The sequence below is a fragment of the Massilia pinisoli genome (assembly GCF_024753285.1).
Classification (GTDB): domain Bacteria; phylum Pseudomonadota; class Gammaproteobacteria; order Burkholderiales; family Burkholderiaceae_D; genus Telluria; species Telluria pinisoli.
In genome coordinates, this window is sequence record NZ_JANUGW010000015.1 from 1 (window position 1) to 19,852 (window position 19,852).

Below are 19,852 nucleotides of genomic sequence, written 5' to 3' on the forward strand. Positions count from 1 at the left end.
ATAAAAAAGGCCGCGTTCGCACGCGGCCCTGTCCTCCTGCGGGCCGACCGACCGGTCAGCCCATGTCGATGCGGCTTACCAGTTGATCGCGTCGACGTAGACCGTACCCGTCCACGCGCCGCCCGTCGTCAGGTTCAGCCCGAGATGCTGCAGCGGCGTGACTGACGTCGACGGCACCGTCAGCGTGAACGTGTTCCAGGCGCCCGGCGTGAACGTGGTCGTCGGGTTCGAGACCCAGTTCCAGTTGTAGTCCTGGAGATAGGGCTCGATGCTCGTGATCTGGCTGCCGGCTGGGATGTACACGTGGAACGTGATCGTCGCGCCGGACGGCACGATCGTGCCGCCCACGGACACCGACGACGTGCCTGCCGCCGCGCCGCCGAAATTCACGGCGAGCGACCGCAGCCCCGCGTAGTGCTGGGCCGTCGACGTTGCGACGCCGCTGATCTGCGCGCCGCCGGGCGTCCACAGCTGGTTGTCGACCTCGAAATTGAACTTCGACGGATCGGGGTTGGTGCCGGGCATGCTTGCACTGACCTCGCTCGAGAAACCGGACGCGCCCGAGCTGTTCACGGCCACGATGCGGTAGTAATACGTCGTGCCGGGGTTCAGGCCCGTGTCCGTGAACGTCGTGCCGGTGATGCCGGTGACGGACGGCGTGGCGGATTCGTTGCCCGAATTGCCGGTGCGGTACAGCTGGTAGCTGGTGGCGCCGCTGACGGCATTCCACGTCAGGCTGGCCTGGCCGGTGCCGGCCGTGGCCGTGAGCCCGGTGACCGCGTACGGCGCGCCATTCGGCGGCGGAGGTGTGGCGGCGCCGGTCAGCAGGTTGAGCAGGGGCTGATCGGTGACGGAGCCCGTGTCGTACGTGAACAGGGAGTTCGGCACGCTCCAGAAGAACGGGCTCAAGCCGTGTGCACGGGCGGAATCGCCCGAGAACTTGTTCCAGTACAGGCGGGACGCGTTATTCCACGTCTGCGAGGCGCCCGTCAGGCCTGGCGTCACGTACGCCCCGAACTCGCCGATCATCACGGGCACGCCCTTGCTGACGAACTGGTCCTGCAACTGCTGCATGGCGGCGTCGATGGCGCCCTCCTCGCCCCACGTGGCGTTACGGGTCGGATCCCCCGAATAATGGTAGGCCGTGCCCCAGTAGTACATCGCGTTGCCCCAGGTCTGGTCCGTGTGGATGATGGTGAACAGCGACGGCGTGTAGTTATGGAACTCCATCATCAGGCGGCCCGGCGTCGGGTCGGACGGCAGTGCCTTGACCCACGACGCGTCACCCTGCATCGGCAACACGAGCCAGCGGTTGGTGTTGTTGCCGCCGACGCCACGCACCGCGTTGACGAAGGTCTGGTAGTACGCCAGCGTCGTCGCCGTCTGCGACGGCCTGCTGATGTTCGGTTCGTTCGCGGCCGCGAACAGCAAGTGGTTGTCGTAGCCGGCGAACGCGGTCGCGATCTGCGTCCACATATTGCGCATCTTCGCGTCGAGCGCGGGGTCGACCGTGTCGCCGATATTGTTTTCGAACCAGCCGTTGTCCCAGTGGTCGTTGATGACGACGTACATGCCGGCCGCGATGCTGTAGTCGACGGCCTGCTTCACCTTCGCCAGATAGGTCGGATCGATCTTGCCCGTGGTCTGGTCCGTATTCGTGTTCCACGCGCACGGGATGCGCACGGCGTTGAAGCCGGCGTTGGCGGCGGCCGCGTACACGGCCTGGCTCGGGTACGAATAGCCCCAGACCGCTTCCAGTGAATTCCCCAGGTTGAAGCCGCGCGTGGGCATCGGCAGCGCCGTCGTGATCGGCGGCGGGTTCACGGCCTGCACGTTCACCGCGTTCGTGTACAAGGTCGAGCCGCCCGTCTTGTCCCTGACCGTGACCGCCTTCATGCCGGCGGTGCCGCCTGGGGTGCAGCGGTAATGCGCTTCCGTGGCGCCGGTCGAGAGCGTCGTCATGCCCGTGCAATCCGTCACGTCCAGCGCCAGGGTGCTGGGCAATTTACTGCCCAACACCTTGAAATACGCGGTCTGGCCCACGTGCAGCGTGGACAGTGTCGCGAAGGTCGAGTCGGTCGAATTGACGGCGCTGACGCTGGCCGTCGAGGTGCGAGCCGTCGCGGCCAGCAGCCGGGGCGACTGCCCGCCGGCGCCCGCATCGGAATCACTGGCACCGCAGCCCGCCAGCAGGACCGCTGCCGCCACAGCAGCAAGAACGAAATGTTTTTTCATATGTCTCCGCCTCCAATATCCTTGTTGGTCGAGTACTCATCATGGAAGACGCGGCCTTGAATTCAATTACATTTTTGCGCAACTTGATTTAACAAAATGTCCGAGATGGCATATGCATATGTGATCCCACTCGGCGTGCACTTCCGCATCGGGGTCACGTGGACGCGCAGAACAAAAAAGGCCGCGTTCGCACGCGGCCTTCATCCTGCAGGCTAGCGGACGGGAACGTCCGCGTCGCCGCTGCTTACCAGTTGATCGAATCGATGTAGACGGTGCCCGTCCACGCCGCCCCCGTCGTCACGCTCAACCCGAGCCTGTGCACCGGCGTGATCGACGTCGTCGGCACCGTCAGCGTCAACGTGTTCCAGGCAGCCGGCGTGAAGCTGGTGACCGGGTTCGAGACGTAGTTCCAGTTGTAGTCCTGGATGTAGGGCTCGATCTTCGTGATCTGGCTGCCGGCCGGGATCCAGACGCGGAAGGTGATCGTCGCGCCGGGCGGGACGACCGCGTCGTTCACCGTCACCGACGAGCTGCCCGCCGCCGTGCCGGCGAAGTTCACGGCCAGCGAGCGCTGCCCCGCGTAGTGCTGGGCGGTCGACGTCGCGACGCCGGTGATCAGGCTGCCGCTGGGCGTCCACGACTGGGTGTCGGTCTCGAAATGGAACTTCGTCGGGTCCGGGTTGGTGCCCGATGTCGTCGCCTTCGCCTCGGTCGAGAAGCCGGACGCGCCCGAGCCGTTCACGGCCACCACGCGGTAGTAATACGTCGTGCCGGCGTTCAGGCCCGTGTCCGTGAACGTGGTGCCGGTGATGCCGGTGACGGACGGCGTGGCCGCTTCGCTGCCGGAATTGGCCGTGCGGTACAGCTGGTAGCTGGTGGCGCCGCCGACGGCAGTCCACGACACGGTGACCTGGCCGGTGCCGGCCGTGGCGGTGACGCCGGTGACCGCGTACGGTGCGCCGTTCGGCGGCGGCGGTGCGACGCCGCCGGTCAGGGCGGTGACGAGGGCCGCGTCGGTGATGGCGCCCGTGTCGTACGCGAACGGGGCGTTCGGCGTGCTCCAGTAGAACGGGCTCAGGCCATGTGCGCGGGCGGATTCACTCAGGTACTTGTTCCAGTAGAGCCGCGATGCGTTGTTCCAGGTCTGGTCGGCGCCCGTCAGGCCAGGCGTGCCGGCCGCCTGGTATTCGCCGATGATCACTGGGACACCCTTGCTGACGAACTGGTCCTGCAGTTGCTGGTAGAACGCGTCGTTGTAGCCCTCCTCGCCCCACGTGGCGTTGCGGCTCGGATTACCCGAATAGTGGTACGACTGGCCCCAGAAGTAGATCGCGTTGCCCCACGACTGGTCCGTGTGGATGATCGTAAACAGCGACGGCGTGTAGTTGTGGAATTCGACACCCAGGCGGCCCGAGGTCGGGTCGGATGGCAATGCGGTGATCCAGGACGCGTCGCCCTGGATCGGCAGCATGAGCCAGCGGTTGGTGTTGCCGCCGCCGGCGGCGCGCACCGTGTTGACGAACGACTGATAGTACGACATCAGCGTATTCATCTTCGTGGGCGAGTCGATCGACGGCTCGTTCGCGGCGGCAAACAACAGGTGGTTGTCATAGCCGGCGAACGCGGTCGCAATCTGCGACCAGATCTTGCGGTACTTCGCGTCGAGGGTCGGGTCGACCGAATTGCCGATGTTGCTGTCGAACCAACCGCCGTCCCAGTGGACGTTGATGACGGCGTACATGCCTGCCGCGATGCTGTAGTCGACGGCCTGCTTGACCTTCGCCATGTACGTGGGATCGATATTGCCCGAGGTGTCGGCGTTCGACGCCCACGCGCACGGGATGCGCACGGCGTTGAAGCCGGCGTTGGCGGCGGAGGTGTACACGGCCTGGCCCGGGATCGAATAGCCCCAGATCGCTTCCAGCGAATTGCCGAGGTTGAAGCCGCGGGTGGGCATCGGCAGCGCCGTCGTGATCGGCGGCGGGTTCACGGCCTGCACGTTCACCGCATTCGTGTACAAGGTCGAGCCACCCGATTTGTCCCTGACCGTGACGGTCTTCATGCCGGCCGTGGTGCCCGGCGTGCACCGGTAATGCGCCTCGGTGGCGCCGGTCGAGAGCGTCGTCATGCCGGCACAATCCGTCACGTCCAGCGCCAAGGTACTGGGCAATTTACTGCCGACCACCTTGAAATACGCGGTCTGCCCCACGTGCATTGTGGACAGTGTCGTAAAGGTCGAGTCGGTCGAATTGACTGTACTGACGCTGGCCGTCGAGGCGCGGCCGGTCGCGGCCAGCAGGCGGGGCGATTGCCCACCGGCACCCGGGTCCGCGTCACTGGCGCCGCAGCCCGCCAGCAGGATTGTGGCCGCCACAGCAGCAAAAACGAAATGATGTTTCATATGTCACCACCTCCAAGATTTATTATTGGATGTGTGATCATCATTGCAGGCGCGACCTCGGATTCAATTAAGTTTTCCCGTAACGCCGCGAGGAAATCCACCGGGACGGCATACACGGGTCAGCAAAAACAAAAAGGCCGCCCCGGTCTCCCGGGGCGGCCTTAATGCGTGCGAAAAACGGCAGGTCAGCGCTTCGCGTCCGCGCCGACCTCGTCCGGGCGCAGCTGGCCGGCCAGGCGGTCCAGCACGCCGTTCACGTACTTGTGGCCGTCGATGCCGCCGAACGACTTGGTCAGTTCCACGGCTTCGTTGATCACGACGCGGTACGGGATCTCGAGCTGGTTCTTCAGCTCGAACGCGCCCAGCAGCAGCACGGCGTGCTCGATCGGGGACAGTTCCGCGATCGGACGGTCGACCGTCGGCGCGATCACCTCGCGCAGTTCGACGGACTGGGCGATCGTGCCGTTCAGCAGCGTCGAGAAGTAGTCGCTGTCGGCCTTGTCGAAGCCGTGCGCGCCGCGGATGTTCGTGACGATCGTGGATGCAGGCTCATTGTTCAGCAGCCATTGATACAGCCCCTGGAGCGCAAACTCGCGCGCGCGGTGGCGCGGCGTGCGGTTCTTGTTGGGGTTGGCGTGCGAGGTAGTGTCAGTCATGGTTGTACTCGGTTGCTTTGCGACTCGGTTGCTTCACTCTTCTTCAGCCTGCAGCTCTTCCAGGCCCAGCAGCAGGTTGGCCATCTCGACCGCGACGCGCGCCGCGTCCGTGCCCTTCTCGGCCATGCGGACTTCCGCCTGCTCGTCGGTCTCGGTCGTCAGCACCGCGTTCGCGATGGGCATGCCGTAGTCGAGGCCGATGCGAGTGATGCCGGCGCCCGACTCGTTCGACACGAGTTCGAAGTGGTAGGTTTCGCCGCGGATGACGGCGCCCAGCGCGATCAGCGCGTCGAACTGCTGCGTCTCGGCCATCTTCTGCAGCGCGAGCGGGATTTCCAGCGCGCCAGGAACGGTCACGTGCAGGATGTCTTCGTCGGCCACGCCGAGGTGCTTCAGCTCGGCCAGGCATGCGGACAGCAGGCCGTGGCCCACGTCGGCATTGAAACGTGCCTGCACGATACCGATGCGCAGGCCCTCGCCCGCCAGATTGCTTTCAAAAGTTCCTACCGTCATGGCTATGCCTTTTCTTTATTAATTAATGTATCAATGGTACCGCGTTGGCGCCGCCCTGCGTAATGCGTCACGCCGGGATGTCGCAGCCGGGCTTCGCCAGGTAGCCCGTGACCTCGAGGTCGAAACCGGTCATCGACGGCATCTTGCGCGGGTTGGCCAGCAGCTTCATCTTGCGCACGCCCAGCTGGCGCAGGATCTGCGCGCCGATGCCGTACGTGCGCAGGTCCAGGTTGGCCGCGCGGCCGACGGGGCGCGCCGGCTTGTCCTCGAACTGCGCGAACAGCTCGCCCGCCGTCTCAGCGCAGTCCAGCAGGACGATGACGCCCGCTTCGGCTCGCTGCACGGCCTGCATCGCGGCGGCCAGGTTCCACGAGTGCGACGTCGAGGCGCTGTCCAGGACGTCGATGATGGAGACGGGTTGGTGCACGCGCACGAGCGTCTCGCGGTCTTCCTGCGGCGTGCCGTGCACGAGCGCCAGGTGCGCGGAGCCGCTCGGCTTGTCGCGGAAGGCGACCAGCTTGAACTCGCCGTGCACGGTGGCCAGCGAACGCTCCGCGACGCGCTCGACGAGGGTCTCGTGCTGGCTGCGGTAGTGGATCAGGTCGGCGATGGTGCCGATCTTGAGATTGTGTTCCTGCGCGAATTCCAGCAGGTCCGGCAGGCGCGCCATCGTGCCGTCTTCCTTGATGATCTCGCAGATAACGGACGCCGGGGTCAGGCCCGCCATTTCCGTCAGGTCGCAGCCGGCTTCCGTATGGCCCGCGCGCATCAGCACGCCGCCCTTCACGGCACGCAGCGGGAAGATGTGGCCCGGCTGCACGAGGTCTTCCGGCTTCGCATCCTGCGCGACGGCCACCTGGATCGTGCGGGCGCGGTCGGCCGCCGAGATACCGGTCGTGACGCCTTCCGCCGCCTCGATCGAGACGGTGAAATTGGTGCCGAACGACGTGCCGTTACGCGTGGTCATCATCGGCAGTTCGAGGCGGTCGCAGATCTCCTCGGACAACGTGAGGCACACGAGGCCGCGCGCGTGGCGGATCATGAAATTGATCGCCTCGGGCGTGACGTGCTCGGCGGCAAGGACCAGGTCGCCTTCGTTCTCGCGGTCTTCCTCGTCGACCAAAATGACCATGCGCCCTGCGCGCAGTTCGTCGACGATTTCCTGGGTGGTGGAGATGGGCATGTGGATTCCTCGGGATTACGGACCGGCTGGTGCGGAAATCCGCTATTTTAAAGGATTTGCCCGTCCTCGACCGTATCCCCGCCGGGCCTCCGGCCCGTCTAGAGTCTTACTACCACTCCCGCCCCATTGTTTCGTTGCATAATGACAACGAGACACATTGCCGGGGCCGCGCCTGTCGGGCAAGGTAGAATGATTTTTTCTGTGCAGAGGACTTCGTCGCATGCTCATCCGTATTGTACGCATCTCGTTCCTCGTCGCCGCCCTCGTCGTGCACGGCCTGGCACCGGGCGCATCCCTGAAGCTGGACGATCCGCTGCCGGTCGGGGCGCAGGTCAAGGTCGGCAAGCTCGACAATGGCCTGACGTACTACATCCAGCGCAACCGCATGCCCGAGCACAAGCTGGAACTGCGCCTCGTCGTGAAAGCCGGCTCGATCCTCGAAGACGACGACCAGCAGGGCCTCGCCCACTTCACGGAGCACATGGCATTCAACGGTTCGCGCCACTTCAAAAAGCACGAGCTGGTGTCGTACCTGCAGTCGATCGGCGTGAAGTTCGGCGCCGACCTCAACGCATACACCTCGTTCGACGAGACCGTCTACATCCTGCCCGTCCCGTCCGACCGCAAGGACGACGTCGACAAGGCCTTCCTCGTGCTCGAAGACTGGGCCCACGGCCTCACGTTGACCGATGCCGACATCGACAAGGAACGCGACATCATCCTCGAGGAAGCGCGCCTGGGCAAAGGCGCCGGCGACCGCATCCAGAAAGTCCTGATGCCGAAGATGTACAACGGCTCGCGCTACGCCGACCGCATCCCGATCGGCAAGGACGACATCGTCCGCACCTTCAAGCCGGACACCCTGCGCCGCTTCTACAAGGACTGGTATCGCCCGGACCTGATGGCCGTCGTCGCCGTGGGCGACATCGACCCCGCAAAGGCCGAGCAATTGATCCGCCGTCATTTCTCCGGTCTCAAGAACCCGGCGCACGAGCGCCCGCGCGAGTATGCGCAGATCCCGGCCCGCACGGACAACGAAGCGCTCGTCGTCACCGACAAGGAGGCGGGGCCCGCGTCGATCCTGATCCGCTATCCGGTGCGGCCGTTCCGCGAGCGCGAGACGCTGCGCGGCTACCGCGAGCAACTGGTCGAAGCGCTGTTCGCCGGCATGCTGAACCAGCGCTTGCAGGAATTGTCGCAGCTGCCGTCGCCGCCGTTCATCGGCGCCAGCAGCGCGCTGTCGCGCCTGACGCCGCGCTACCGCTCGTACAACGCGATGGCCGCGCTGGGCATGAGCGGCGCGACGGTCGCCATCGACGCGCTCGTGCAGGAAAACGAGCGGGCGCGCCGCTTCGGCTTCACGGCGGCCGAACTCGACCGCATGAAGAAGACGATGATGCGCACCTACGAGCGCGCATGGAACGAACGCGACAAGACCGATTCCGCCGTCCACGCGTCCGAGCTGATGCGCAACTTCCTCGAAGGCGAATCGATCCCCGGCATCGATGCGGAATACCGCTATGTGAAGAACATGGTGCCAGGCATCACGCTCGGCGAAATCAATGCGTATGCGGCCAAGACGATTCCCGCCGACTCCGGCAAGCTCGTGATCTACACGGGGTCCACGAAGCCCGAAGGCGACGCGACGATTCCCACCGGCGACCAGCTGCTGGCGGCCGTGACGGCGGCCGAAAAGCGCGACGTGCAGGCGCACGACGAAAAGGCCGTGGCCGCGCACCTGATGGACCATCCGCCGGCACCGGGCAAGATCGTCGGCGAAAACCGCGACGAGGCGCTGGGCCTGACGCGGCTCACGCTGTCGAACGGCGTCAAGGTGATCCTGAAGCCGACCACGTTCCGCAACGACCAGGTCTTGATGAGCGCCGCCCGCTTCGGCGGCCAGAGCCTGTTCGACGACAAGGACATGTTCAATGCCCGCTACGCCGACACGATCGTCTCCGCGATGGGCCTGAAGGATTTCTCGCCGCTCGACATGCGCAAGATCCTGGCCGGCAAGGCCGCCTCGGTGAGCGCGGGCCTGGGCAACAACACGGACGTCGTCGCGGGCACGGCCGGCGCCACCGACGTCGAGACGATGCTGCAGATGGTGTGGCTGAAGTTCGCCGGCGTGCGGCGCGACGAGGATCTGTATAAATCGTTCATCGGCAAGCAGATGGAGCTCGCGCGCAACCGCCTGTCGCAGCCGGGCGCCCTGTTCGGCGACACGGTGCTGGCGACCTTGTACAACAACAACCCGCGCGCACCGCGCGCGCTGCGCCCCGAGGACGTCCCGAAGATCGACCTCGACCGCGCGATCGACATCTACCGCCAGCGCTTTTCCAGCGCCAAGGGCCTGACGTTCATCTTCGTCGGCAGCTTCGACGTGGCCGCCATCAAGCCCCTCGTCGCGACGTACCTCGGCAGCCTGCCGACGCCGGACATCCCGACGGCCTACCGCGACCTCGGCATCCGCCCCGTCGCCGGCGTCGTGAAGCGCGAAGTGAACAGCGGCTCGGAAGACCGCAGCACCGTGTCGCTGACGTTCACGGGCCCGACCGACGTCACGGAGCTGGAAGAACTGCGCCTGTCCGCGCTGACGGAGGTGATGAACATCCGCATCATCGACGTATTGCGCGAAAAGCTGGGCCTGATCTACGGCGGCGGCATGGAAGGCTCGATGACGCGCATCCCGTACAGCCACTACACGATCGGCGTCACGTTGCCGACGGGGCCGGACAACGTCGACAAGGTCTTGAACGCGACGTTCGCGGAAATCGAGCGCATGCGCACGCAGGGGCCCACGCAGGCCGACCTGGACAAGGTCAAGACGAACTGGCTGCAGACGTACCGTAAATCGCTGCAAGAAAACACGTACTGGCTCGCGGCGCTGCAGACGTCGCTGACGGAAGGCACGGACCCGGGTACCATCCTCACGTTCGACAAGGAAGTGCAGAACCTGACCGTGGACGACGTGAAGCGGGCGGCGCAGCGGTTCCTCAACACGGAGAATTATGTGCAGGTCGTGTTGAATCCGGAAGCGAAGGCCGCGGCGGCGCAGGCCAAGAACGACACCGGCAAGCAGCCCAGGTCGTAGGGTGGGCGGCTCTGCCGCCCACCCTACGCTGGCATCAACGCGCCGTGATCATTTCAGGTATTTGTTGAACCACGCGATCTCGCGCGCCCGCAAATCGCGCTGGTTCTCCGGCTTGCGGAACGCGTGCCCCTCGCCGTCGTACACGAGCAAGGTGGTCGGCACGCCCAGCGCCCGCAGCGCGTGCCAGAACTCGAACGATTGCGCCGGCGGACATTCCACGTCGCGCTCTCCCACGTAGATCAGCGTCGGCGTGCGCGCCGCCTTGATCGACTCGATGGGCGACAGCGCGCGGTAGATCGCCGGATCGTCGTACATCGTCGCGCCGAAGTAAGGCACCATCCACTGGTCGATGCCGTTCTGGCCGTAGTAGCTGATCCAGTTCGCGATGCCCGCACCGGCCACGGCGGCCTTGAAGCGCTGGCTGTGCGTGACGCCCCACATCGTCATGAAGCCGCCGTAGGAATGCCCGATCAGGCCGAGGCGGTTACCGTCGATGGGGGCCTGCGCGATGGCCGCGTCGACGCCGGCCAGGATGTCGCGCCAGTCGCCGCCGCCGAAGTCGCGCCGGTTCGCGCGCGTGAACGCGGCGCCCTGGCCATAGCTGCCGCGCGGGTTCGGCATGAAGATGAAATATCCCTCTTTCACGAGGTCGCGCATGAGCGCGTTGCCGCCCTCGCCCGCCGCCACGTAGTGAGGCGTCGCGGCCGCCGCGGGGCCGCCATGCACCGTGACGATCATCGGATACGTTTTCCCCGCCGCGACGTTGCGCGGCCCCACGAGCCAGCCCTGCACGTGGAAACCTTCATTGGTCCAGCCGACGCTGCGCGCGGCCACCTGCGGCGCGAAGCCGTCGTTGTCGCCGGTGATGGGCGCGAGTTCGGGGAGGCGTCCGGCGACGATGCGCGGCGCGTGCTCGAAATCCTCCGTGACCGACGCCGCCACCTTGCCGTCCGCGCTGAACGCGAAGCGCCCGTCGCGTCCCGCCGTCGCGGTGACTGGCGCCTGCCACAGCACGCGCACCGCGCGCGCGTCGGGGTCGATTGCCGCGATGCCGGCATCGCTGCCCGCCAGCACGGACGCGAGCAGCTCCTTGCCGCACCAGGCGATGCCGTTGAACGTGCCCTTGTAGTCGGGCGTGACGTCGACGGGTTCGCCGCCCTCCAGCGGCACCGTGTAGACGTCGCCGCCGACGGACCCGAAGTCGCTCATCAGCCCGCCGATGAACGCCACCGTGCGGCCGTCCGGCGCCACGTGCGGCATGTTCATCTGCATCTTCGGCGCGGCGATCACCCGCAGGCGCCCGCTGGCCGCATCGACGTGGCCCAAGGTGGCGATCCACCAGTTGTTGTCGCCGTTGCCCTTCGCGCTCGTGACGACGAAACCCTTGCCGTCCGGCGTCCAGTCGTATTCATAAATGAACGTGTCGCCCGGCGACACGAGACGATATTCGCCGCCGGCCGCGGGCACGATCGCGATGCGTTGCTCGTCCTCGTTCCCGGCGAGGCCGATCTCGCCGATCTGGCGCGCGCCCGCTTCGACGGCCCCCGTCAGCTTCTTCGCGCCGACCGTCGCGAGGAAAGCGATCTGGCGCCCGTCCGGCGACCAGCGGACGCTGCCCGCGACGCCCTTCACGGTGGCGAGCGGCGTCATGCGGCCATCGCGCAGCAGGACGACGGTGGCGGTGCCGGCGTTCGGATCGGCCACGATTGCCGCCAGCGTCTTCCGGTCCGGCGACCACGCGAGCGTCCCCACCTTGCACTGCGCGCAATCCGTTTTCTGCCAGGTCGACGCGATCTTGCCCGTGGCCGTATCGCGCACGACGACACGCGGCCCCGTCCGGGGCTCGCCCTCCACCGCTTCGACGGCCGCGACACGATCGCCGCCCGCCGTCATCGCGAGCGCGTGGTAGGTGCGCATGCCCGCCGGGTCGGCGGACGCGAGCCCCGCCGCGGCCAGCAGCGCGATCAGCGCCGCGCCGCGTGCGAGGGTCTTGTCATGCTTGTGGATGTCCAACGCCATTGTCTCGTCCTTGTTCTCGTTGTGGATGCCAACGTAAAGACGGACCCGCTTACGCTGGAGAAAATACCAGCGCGAAGTCTACGCCAACTCTGCAACCGTTGGCATCCCCGTTTTCGCGACGGGTGCGGCGCCGGCGGTGCGCGTCAGGCCTTGGCGGCGCTGAGCATGCGCTCCACGTAGCGCGCGATCAGGTCGATTTCCAGATTGACCTTCGCGCCGGCGCGCAGGTGCTTCAACGTGGTGACGGCGATCGTATGCGGGATCAGGTTGATCGAGAAGCGGCAGCACTGGCTGCCGGCGGCGTCGATGTCCTCGACGCTGTTGACGGTCAGCGACACGCCGTTCACAACGACGGAACCCTTGTACGCCAGATATTTACCGAGGTCGCGCGGCGCGTCCACGACGAGCTTCCACGACTCGCCCACCTGCTCGAAGCTGTGCACCTCGCCCAGCCCGTCGACGTGGCCCGACACGAGGTGACCGCCCAGGCGCTCGGCCAAGGTCAGCGCCTTTTCCAGGTTCACTTCGCCCGGCTGGTCGAGGCCGACCGTGCGGTTCAAGCTTTCGCGCGACACGTCGACGGCGAACGCGTTGTCCGATTTTTCGACGACCGTCATGCAGGCGCCGTTGATGGCGATCGAGTCGCCCAGCGCCACGTCGGCCAGCGGCAGCCCGCCCGCGTCGATGGCCAGGCGCACGCCGGCATCCGCGCCGTCCGCCAGCGGGGTGACCGATTGGATGCTGCCGACGGCAGCGACAATTCCGGTGAACATGAGTCTTTCCTTTGCTGTATCGATTTCTGAATTCGTTTGGCGCTCAGCTGGCGGGGCCGTTGAGATGCTCGTCCGGGCGGAACCGGGCGAGGATGCGCAAGTCCGGGCCGACCTGGGTCACGCCGTGAAAATGCAGCGGCAGCTTGTCCGCGAGGTGCGCCAGCGGCGGCAGCGCGAACATGCCCTGCCCCGGACCGACGAGACTGGGCGCAAGGTACACAAGCAGCTCGTCCACGCAGCCTTCGCGTACGAGCGACGCGTTCAGCTTCGCGCCGGCCTCGACGTGCAACTCATTGATCTCGCGCCGCCCCAGTTCAAGCATCAGGGCCGGCAAGTCGACCTTGCCGGACGGATTCGGCAGCATGATGATCTCGTGGCCCAGCGCACGCAACGCCGCCTCCTTGTCCGGATTCGGCATGGCCGCGACGATCCAGCACGGCACGCCTTCAAGGACGCGCGCATCGGGTTCGATGTCGAGGCGGCTGTCGACGATCACGCGGCGCGGCTGCAACGGCGTGTCGATGCCGCGCACGGTCAGCTGCGGATTGTCGACCTTGATCGTGCCGATGCCGGTCAGGATCGCGCTCGCGCGCGCGCGCCACGCATGGCCGTCCGCGCGCGCCTGTGGGCTCGTGATCCACTGGCTCTCGCCATTGTCGAGCGCCGTCGCACCGTCCAGGCTCGCCGCCGTCTTCAGGCGCACCCACGGACGGCCGTGGCGCATGCGCGTGAAGAAGCCGATGTTCAGTTCATAGGCCTGCTCGGCCAGCAGCCCCGCGCTGACGTCGACCCCGGCCGCTTCCAGCTGCGCGAGGCCGCGCCCCGCGACGATCGGGTTCGGGTCGACCATGGACGCGACGACGCGTCCGATCCCCGCCTGGATCAGCGCGTTCGAGCACGGCGGCGTGCGGCCGTAGTGGCTGCACGGCTCCAACGTCACATAGGCCGTGGCGCCGCGCACGTCGTTGCCGCGCGCCTGGGCATCGCGCAGCGCCTGGACTTCCGCATGGGCCTGGCCCGCGGGCTGCGTGTGGCCGGCACCGATGACGGTGCCGTCGCGCACGATCACGCAGCCGATGCGTGGGTTCGGCGCCGTGATGTACATGCCCTTCGCCGCCCATTCCAGGGCCAGCGCCATGCCGTCGGTATCGCTCTGTATCTGCACTCTTCGTTCCGGTCTCGCTACGATGTGTTGCCGCGCCTTGCCATGCTCAGGGCGGCGCCGGTGCGCCGTCGCACCCCGCGTCGCGCGCGGGATCGCAGACGCGCGCGCGGCCCAGCATATTGATTTTAATACGACGGATGTGCCCGCCGTGATACAACGACACCGTGCCCCAGCGAGCCGCCGCGCTGTCGCCGTCGGCGCAGCTGCGCCCCGCGCCATTGTAGGCGATATAGTACGGCCGTGCCGAATTCGTGAAGCTGAAGTCGACGGCGATGCCTGGCGGCAGCGGGCCGTGCTCCGCGACCGGACCGGCCGTGCCGGTTCCGCCGCCAGCGCCGGCACCACCACCGCTGCCGCCACCGTCATCGTCGTCGAGCACGCGCCAACCCAGGCGCCAGTCGGCCCCGAGCGGATCCAGCGGCACGAGCTTGACCTGCCGCCCTCGCGCGAGCGCGCGGGCCCGCGCGAAGTCAATCGCGGCGAACAGGTCGGCGGTGGCCGCCTTCAGTTGCTGTGTGCGCACGAGGTCGCGCAGGTCGGGCGCGGCGACCGCCAGCAGTACGGCGGCGATGGCCAGCACCGTGCACAGTTCCGGTAGCGATAGGCCGGCGGCGGGTGGAACCGGCTTGCGCCGGGACGTCACGGCCAGCATCGCATCCCCGTGCCCTGTGCGCCCTGGCGTCCCGTGCTGTCGAGCGTCAACGTGCCGCAGTCGGGATCGCGGAAGCGCGCGTCGACGCGGGCCGTACCCGGACGGGCACGGATTTCGACGCATTCCGCGATGTCGCGTCCGGGACACGCGTACGCATCGAGTTCGTATGCGCTGGCGGCCGCGTTGGCGCCGGACCACCACACGAATCCATCCGGTCCGGACGCGTCGGCCGAGAACGGCACGTAGCTGTTGTGGCGGAGGCGGTAGCGCTCCTGCCGCTGCATCGCGTCGATCAATGCCGCCATGCCCTCAGTACGGCGCGTGCGCACGATGTAGCCGGAGTACGTGGGATACGCGAGCGCGCCCAGGATGCCCGCGATGGCCAGCACGATCAACGCTTCGATGAGCGTGACGCCGGTGCCGAGGTCCACGCGGCCGAGCCGGCAGGCCCGCCCGGCCGCGTCACGGCTGCGTGCGGGCATGCAACTCCGCCCAGTTCGCGATCTCGCGCCAGCCGACGCGACCGGCCGGTAGCTGACTTCCTTCTTGCGCAGATGAAGACCTGTTGCCATCGCCATTGCCGTTTTCGTTTGAGGTTCCATTGCCGGTCGACGCGCCGTTGCCGTTGCCATCGCCGGTCCCGTTCGCACCGCCGCTCGCGCCCGCGCGGCCGCCTCCGCTGGCGGCCCCGTTCCCGCCGCCGCTGCCGTCGCCGGACGCGCCACCGGTCCCATCCCCGCCTCCGCCCCCGGGACCGCCGCCTGTCGACGCTGACAGCGGCAACCGATACACGGACTGCAGCACGGCATGGGTCGACGCCCGGGTCCCGAACCCGATCGCCGTGACGCGGTAGAACGTGCCCTGCTGCGCCGTGGCCCCGGTCGGTGTGATCCGCTCGATCAGATACGCGGGCAACCGCGCCGGCAACACGCCGCGTCCGACAGCCAGCACGGCCCCCGTGAAGCGGCCGTAAGGCACGAGCGCCGGGTTGGCCGCAGCGGCCAAGTCCAGCGTCTGCCACGCAGGCGGCCCTGTGGCCAGGCAGAGCCCCAGGTCGTCCGCGCCGCGCCCGCATCCGGCGACGAACGCGGCCGCACCTGCCGGCGTGAAGTGGACAGCACGGTCCGGCGACGGCGTCATGCCAATTCCCGCGATGTCGTGCTCGCCGTCGCGCAGGGCCGCCTCGGCCGCGGCCAGCGCCACGTCACGGTCGCGTTCGTTGTGAGCGGCGGCCAGCAGCGCGAAGGCGCCGCGGACGACGGCCAGGCCGATCGCCATCGTCGCCAGCATCAGCATCAGCGCGCAGACAAGAGCCAGTCCCCGCTCGGCGCGGCGTGTGCGTCCAGGTCGCGTATCCGCTGGCTTCATGATTGCGGCCCCGGCAGCGCGACCGTGATCGTGAACAGCCGCCGCTCGCGCCGCCGCAAATCGGGCGACATGCGCGCCTCGTCGAGCGAACTGCCGAGGTCGTCCGCACCGGCGGCTTGCGCATAGGCCGCACCGAGCAGATCGTGGCGAGCGCTGCCCGGTTCGCTGCGCGTGGGGCGGCTTCCGTGCAGCAGCAGGCCCACGCGCACGGCGACGACGCGCTTCCAATGTGTGCGCCGGTTGAACTCGGCCTCGCTCAAGCCCGCCAACGCGTCGTCCAGCGCATCCACGGCGGCTGCGTTCAGGTAGCGGTTCGGGGCGCCGTCGGGCGGATCGTCCGTATCGACGCCGTACAGCACCTGGAAGCCGTCCACGCCGCTCACGAGCGCATCCGCGCTCCAGTGCGCGGCGCCGCGGTATTTGCAGCGCAGCTCGGCCTCGCCTTCCGTGTTGCGCGCCACGTAGAAGATGCTCCAGCCCTCTTCTCCCGCTGCGACGGGAAAGCCGGCGCAGTCGACGACGCTGCCGTCGCCGGCGGGTTCGGCGCCTGCACCGGGAAAGCGGACGGCCAGTACGTCGCTGCCGTTGACGACGCCCGGCAGCGGATCGGCGATGCCCGGTGTCGCGCGCGCCAGCGTGCGCGCGTCGAGCCCGGCCAGGCGCGCCGGCGCTGTGCCGGCGGCCGGGCCGGCGAACGCGTCGACGTCGACGGAAGCGGCCTGGTGCACGGCGCGGCGGATGACGTCGATGGCGACGCGTCCGCCATCGTCGACGGCGGACGACTCGACCTGGGCCGCGTACGTGCCGTTCGCGAGCACGAGCAAGTGCCCGGCCATCAGCACGATGCCGAGGCCGACGGCCAGCGCCACCATCAGCTCGGCCAGCGTCATGCCGCCGTCACGCGTCCGCCGTCGCACGGCGCGTGGCGCCACGTGTCGCGGCGCCGACGGCCGCGGCGCTCGCGCCGCCCTGCTCGGAGCCGTGCTCAATGCCGTACTCAATGCCGTGCTGATGGTCCCGCTCATGGCGCCGCCCCCGCCAGCGCCAGCATCACCTTGGGCGCGCCGGTCGCCGTATCCCCTTGCGCACGCCAGCCGATCTTGACCACGACCGGCGCGCCGGTCCGGCCGTCGCACGCCCAAGCCGAAAGCCCCGTCGCATCAGGCGAAGCGGCATCGCGGCATGTAAGGATGCGGCCGCCGGGGAAAGAAATCGCCAGCGCCGACGACAGCTCGAACAGGTCGAACCGCGCGAGGTCATCAGGATCGCAGGCCGTGTCCGCATAACACGACACAGGCGTCGCCGGCACGCCGCTGTCCGCGTCATAGTCGACCTGGAGGTAGGGATTGGCGTCGTCCGGCCGTGCCGCAGCGACCGGATTGGCGCGCATGCGCTCGCCCAGCGACGACGCAAGCCGAGTGCCATCGGCCAAGCGCGCCGCATCCCGCGCGGCGCGCACGGCCAGCGTCTGCAGCCCGGCAGCGCCTGCGATGCCAAGCCCGACGACGAACAGCGCAACGAGCACCTCGACGAGCGTGAATCCAGAATGAAATGGGAACCGTGACCGCAACCGCATGACCGACCTCCAGCGCACCGTGTTCGGAGCTGCCAAGGTAACAGTCGAGCGCAGGCAAGCCGTGTGATGACTCAACCGTGCAGATGCAACTAAATCGGGAGAATACGGACGCGCGCTTATTTACGCGGCTGACCCACTTCAGCGATCGCTTCCTGGAACTCAGCCAGGTCTTCGAAGTTCTTGTAGACGGACGCGAACCGGATGTAAGCGATCTTGTCCAGACGCTTGAGTTCCTGCATCACGAGTTCGCCGATGTAGACGGAATCGACCTCGCGCCGGCCGCTGGTGAGGAGTTTTTCCTCAATCGACGCAACGGCGCGGTCGATGGCTTCGGCCCCGACGGGACGCTTGCGCAGCGCCAGCATCAGGCTGCCGCGCAGCTTCGAGGATTCGAATTCCGTGCGGCTGCCGTTCTTCTTGACGATGATCGGCATCGAGAGCTCGATGCGTTCGTAGGTGGTGAACCGCTTGTCGCAATGGACGCAGCGACGCCGGCGCCGGATGGCGTCGCCTTCCTCGGATACGCGGGTATCGAGGACCTGGGTGTCTTCATGCTGACAGAACGGACATTTCATGAGCTTGGAGAGGGCGCCGCGAGGACGCCCTCCTTATCGCATTACGCTGCGTAGACCGGATACTTGTCGGTCAGCTGCTTGACTTCAGCCTTGACGCGATCGATGGTCGCGGCGTCGTGCGGGTTGTCCAGCACGTCGGCGATCAGGTGGCCGACCTTGACGGCGTCCTCTTCCTTGAAGCCGCGCGTCGTGAACGCGGGGCTGCCCAGGCGGATGCCCGACGTCACGAACGGCTTCTGCGGGTCGTTCGGGATGCCGTTCTTATTGCAGGTCATGTGTGCCTGGCCCAGGATCGCTTCCGCTTCCTTGCCGGTCAGGCCTTTCGAACGCAGGTCGACGAGCATCACGTGCGACTCGGTACGGCCCGAGACGATGCGCAGGCCGCGTGCGGTCAGCGTGTCGGCCAGTGCCTTGGCGTTCTTGACGACCTGCTGCTGGTACGCCTTGAATTCCGGCGTCAGCGCTTCCTTGAACGCGACCGCTTTACCGGCGATCACGTGCATCAGCGGACCGCCCTGGATGCCCGGGAAGATCGCGGAGTTGATGGCCTTCTCGTGCTCGGCCTTCATCAGGATGATGCCGCCGCGCGGGCCGCGCAGCGATTTGTGCGTCGTCGACGTGACGAAGTCGGCGTGCGGCACCGGGTTCGGGTATTCGCCCGCGGCGATCAGGCCGGCGTAGTGGGCCATGTCGACCATGAAGTAGGCGCCGACTTCCTTCGCCACGCGGGCGAAGCGCTCGAAGTCGATGCGCAGGGCGAATGCGGACGCGCCGGCGATGATCAGCTTCGGCTTGTGCTCGCGCGCCAGGCGTTCCATCTGCTCGTAGTCGATGTCTTCCTGCTCGGTCAGGCCGTAGGAGATCACGTTGAACCACTTGCCCGACATGTTCAGCGCCATGCCGTGCGTCAGGTGGCCGCCTTCGGCCAGCGACATGCCCATGATCGTGTCGCCCGGCTTCAGCATGGCGAAGAACACGCCCTGGTTCGCCTGCGAACCGGAGTTCGGCTGCACGTTCGCGGCTTCCGCGCCGAACAGTTCCTTCACGCGGTCGATCGCCAGCTGCTCGGCGATGTCGACGTATTCGCAGCCGCCGTAGTAGCGCTTGCCCGGATAGCCTTCGGCGTACTTGTTGGTCAGCTGCGAGCCCTGGGCTTGCATCACGGCCGGCGACGTGTAGTTCTCGGATGCGATCAGCTCGATGTGGTCCTGCTGGCGCTTGTTTTCCTTCTGGATGGCATCCCACAGATCCGGGTCAACCTTGGCGAGCGTGTGATCTTTTGCAAACATGAAAAAACTCCAATCGATAAGAGAACCAGGCAACGGTCAGCGCTGAACGGGGAAGCCGGAAACACACGGGGCAGCCGCGCACAGACGCGTACCAGTCGGTGGCTGCCCAGGCGAACGGCAAGTTTGAAATCTCACGTTCCCCGGTGGGAGCCCACCTTCGCCACGCACCGGCAGGCCGATCGCTCCTTGATCGGACGGCAGCGCACGGTTTTCGCCAGTTACGTGAGATGTAAATGGAACTTTCGATTGTACGGGATTGTGCGGTCGACAGGCAAGAAAACCGATGACGACCTGGCAAGCCCGAGGAGGCGCGCCGCTGCACATGGTCATTTCAGCTACAATCGCAAGGTTGC

At 66.9% G+C, this 19,852-nt stretch carries 16 protein-coding genes and 1 riboswitch; of the genes, 1 reads left to right on the plus strand and 15 read right to left on the minus strand.

Features of this window, described 5'->3' with window-relative positions; all coding sequences use genetic code 11:
* Positions 1 to 75: 75 nt before the first annotated feature.
* The 5 genes from NX784_RS18825 to ribBA all read right to left on the minus strand — a co-directional run bounded on the left by NX784_RS18825 (position 76) and on the right by ribBA (position 6,988).
* On the minus strand, positions 76 to 2,235 hold the full coding sequence (locus NX784_RS18825) for a glycoside hydrolase family 5 protein (RefSeq protein ID WP_258818231.1): 2,160 nt from the start codon (positions 2,233 to 2,235) through the stop codon (positions 76 to 78).
* Positions 2,236 to 2,479: 244 nt separating this feature from the next.
* On the minus strand, positions 2,480 to 4,636 hold the full coding sequence (locus tag NX784_RS18830) for a cellulase family glycosylhydrolase (protein ID WP_258818232.1): 2,157 nt from the start codon (positions 4,634 to 4,636) through the stop codon (positions 2,480 to 2,482).
* A 185-nt stretch (positions 4,637 to 4,821) separates the two neighbouring features.
* On the minus strand, positions 4,822 to 5,292 hold the full coding sequence (gene nusB, locus NX784_RS18835; RefSeq protein WP_258818233.1) for a transcription antitermination factor NusB: 471 nt from the start codon (positions 5,290 to 5,292) through the stop codon (positions 4,822 to 4,824).
* 33 nt (positions 5,293 to 5,325) lie between these two features.
* Complete coding sequence (gene ribH / locus NX784_RS18840; RefSeq protein ID WP_166865066.1) at positions 5,326 to 5,805, minus strand: 6,7-dimethyl-8-ribityllumazine synthase; 480 nt, start codon at positions 5,803 to 5,805, stop codon at positions 5,326 to 5,328.
* A gap of 67 nt (positions 5,806 to 5,872) precedes the next feature.
* A complete protein-coding gene (gene ribBA / locus NX784_RS18845; RefSeq protein WP_258818234.1) occupies positions 5,873 to 6,988 on the minus strand; it encodes a bifunctional 3,4-dihydroxy-2-butanone-4-phosphate synthase/GTP cyclohydrolase II in 1,116 nt (371 codons plus the stop codon).
* 220 nt (positions 6,989 to 7,208) lie between these two features.
* Between ribBA and NX784_RS18850 the strand changes: the two genes are divergently transcribed.
* Positions 7,209 to 10,082 carry a M16 family metallopeptidase gene (locus tag NX784_RS18850; protein WP_258818235.1) on the plus strand — a complete coding sequence of 958 codons (2,874 nt, stop codon included), beginning with the start codon at positions 7,209 to 7,211 and terminating at the stop codon, positions 10,080 to 10,082.
* Positions 10,083 to 10,130: 48 nt separating this feature from the next.
* Here NX784_RS18850 and NX784_RS18855 read toward each other — a convergent pair whose 3' ends face one another.
* The 10 genes from NX784_RS18855 to glyA all read right to left on the minus strand — a co-directional run bounded on the left by NX784_RS18855 (position 10,131) and on the right by glyA (position 19,499).
* Entirely contained in the window at positions 10,131 to 12,101 is a 1,971-nt protein-coding gene (locus NX784_RS18855) for a S9 family peptidase (RefSeq protein ID WP_258818236.1), read from the minus strand.
* A gap of 143 nt (positions 12,102 to 12,244) precedes the next feature.
* The gene (locus NX784_RS18860; RefSeq protein ID WP_258818237.1) at positions 12,245 to 12,874 is read right to left on the minus strand and encodes a riboflavin synthase; all 630 of its coding nucleotides are present in this window, start codon (positions 12,872 to 12,874) and stop codon (positions 12,245 to 12,247) included.
* Between the two features lie 43 nt (positions 12,875 to 12,917).
* Positions 12,918 to 14,039, minus strand: a complete 1,122-nt coding sequence (gene ribD / locus NX784_RS18865) for a bifunctional diaminohydroxyphosphoribosylaminopyrimidine deaminase/5-amino-6-(5-phosphoribosylamino)uracil reductase RibD (RefSeq protein WP_258818238.1) — start codon at positions 14,037 to 14,039, stop codon at positions 12,918 to 12,920.
* Between the two features lie 46 nt (positions 14,040 to 14,085).
* On the minus strand, positions 14,086 to 14,691 hold the full coding sequence (locus NX784_RS18870; RefSeq protein WP_258818239.1) for a GspH/FimT family pseudopilin: 606 nt from the start codon (positions 14,689 to 14,691) through the stop codon (positions 14,086 to 14,088).
* A complete protein-coding gene (locus tag NX784_RS18875; protein ID WP_258818240.1) occupies positions 14,679 to 15,173 on the minus strand; it encodes a type IV pilin protein in 495 nt (164 codons plus the stop codon). The genes NX784_RS18870 and NX784_RS18875 overlap by 13 nt, the downstream gene beginning before the upstream one ends.
* Positions 15,154 to 16,059: a pilus assembly PilX family protein gene (locus tag NX784_RS18880; RefSeq protein WP_370662950.1), complete on the minus strand. Its 906-nt coding sequence runs from the start codon at positions 16,057 to 16,059 to the stop codon at positions 15,154 to 15,156. The genes NX784_RS18875 and NX784_RS18880 overlap by 20 nt, the downstream gene beginning before the upstream one ends.
* The gene (locus NX784_RS18885) at positions 16,056 to 16,949 is read right to left on the minus strand and encodes a PilW family protein (protein WP_258818242.1); all 894 of its coding nucleotides are present in this window, start codon (positions 16,947 to 16,949) and stop codon (positions 16,056 to 16,058) included. Before NX784_RS18885 ends, NX784_RS18880 begins: the two co-directional genes overlap by 4 nt.
* A 131-nt stretch (positions 16,950 to 17,080) precedes the next feature.
* Complete coding sequence (gene pilV, locus NX784_RS18890; protein ID WP_258818243.1) at positions 17,081 to 17,635, minus strand: type IV pilus modification protein PilV; 555 nt, start codon at positions 17,633 to 17,635, stop codon at positions 17,081 to 17,083.
* 116 nt (positions 17,636 to 17,751) lie between these two features.
* Entirely contained in the window at positions 17,752 to 18,210 is a 459-nt protein-coding gene (nrdR, locus tag NX784_RS18895; RefSeq protein WP_258818244.1) for a transcriptional regulator NrdR, read from the minus strand.
* A 41-nt stretch (positions 18,211 to 18,251) separates the two neighbouring features.
* Positions 18,252 to 19,499 carry a serine hydroxymethyltransferase gene (gene glyA / locus NX784_RS18900; protein ID WP_166865102.1) on the minus strand — a complete coding sequence of 416 codons (1,248 nt, stop codon included), beginning with the start codon at positions 19,497 to 19,499 and terminating at the stop codon, positions 18,252 to 18,254.
* A 97-nt stretch (positions 19,500 to 19,596) separates the two neighbouring features.
* A riboswitch (ZMP/ZTP riboswitch) is annotated at positions 19,597 to 19,731 on the minus strand.
* Positions 19,732 to 19,852 lie beyond the last annotated feature (121 nt).

Coding starts and splice junctions, on each gene's coding strand:
- nrdR (WP_258818244.1), bottom strand. CDS start 18,210: ATGAAATGTCCGTTCTGTCAGCATGAAGACACCCAGGTCCTCGATACC.
- NX784_RS18850 (WP_258818235.1), top strand. CDS start 7,209: ATGCTCATCCGTATTGTACGCATCTCGTTCCTCGTCGCCGCCCTCGTC.
- ribBA (WP_258818234.1), bottom strand. CDS start 6,988: ATGCCCATCTCCACCACCCAGGAAATCGTCGACGAACTGCGCGCAGGG.
- NX784_RS18875 (WP_258818240.1), bottom strand. CDS start 15,173: ATGCCCGCACGCAGCCGTGACGCGGCCGGGCGGGCCTGCCGGCTCGGC.
- ribH (WP_166865066.1), bottom strand. CDS start 5,805: ATGACGGTAGGAACTTTTGAAAGCAATCTGGCGGGCGAGGGCCTGCGC.
- NX784_RS18880 (WP_370662950.1), bottom strand. CDS start 16,059: ATGAAGCCAGCGGATACGCGACCTGGACGCACACGCCGCGCCGAGCGG.
- nusB (WP_258818233.1), bottom strand. CDS start 5,292: ATGACTGACACTACCTCGCACGCCAACCCCAACAAGAACCGCACGCCG.
- NX784_RS18870 (WP_258818239.1), bottom strand. CDS start 14,691: ATGCTGGCCGTGACGTCCCGGCGCAAGCCGGTTCCACCCGCCGCCGGC.
- glyA (WP_166865102.1), bottom strand. CDS start 19,499: ATGTTTGCAAAAGATCACACGCTCGCCAAGGTTGACCCGGATCTGTGG.
- pilV (WP_258818243.1), bottom strand. CDS start 17,635: ATGCGGTTGCGGTCACGGTTCCCATTTCATTCTGGATTCACGCTCGTC.
- NX784_RS18830 (WP_258818232.1), bottom strand. CDS start 4,636: ATGAAACATCATTTCGTTTTTGCTGCTGTGGCGGCCACAATCCTGCTG.
- NX784_RS18825 (WP_258818231.1), bottom strand. CDS start 2,235: ATGAAAAAACATTTCGTTCTTGCTGCTGTGGCGGCAGCGGTCCTGCTG.
- NX784_RS18855 (WP_258818236.1), bottom strand. CDS start 12,101: ATGGCGTTGGACATCCACAAGCATGACAAGACCCTCGCACGCGGCGCG.
- NX784_RS18860 (WP_258818237.1), bottom strand. CDS start 12,874: ATGTTCACCGGAATTGTCGCTGCCGTCGGCAGCATCCAATCGGTCACC.
- NX784_RS18885 (WP_258818242.1), bottom strand. CDS start 16,949: ATGACGCTGGCCGAGCTGATGGTGGCGCTGGCCGTCGGCCTCGGCATC.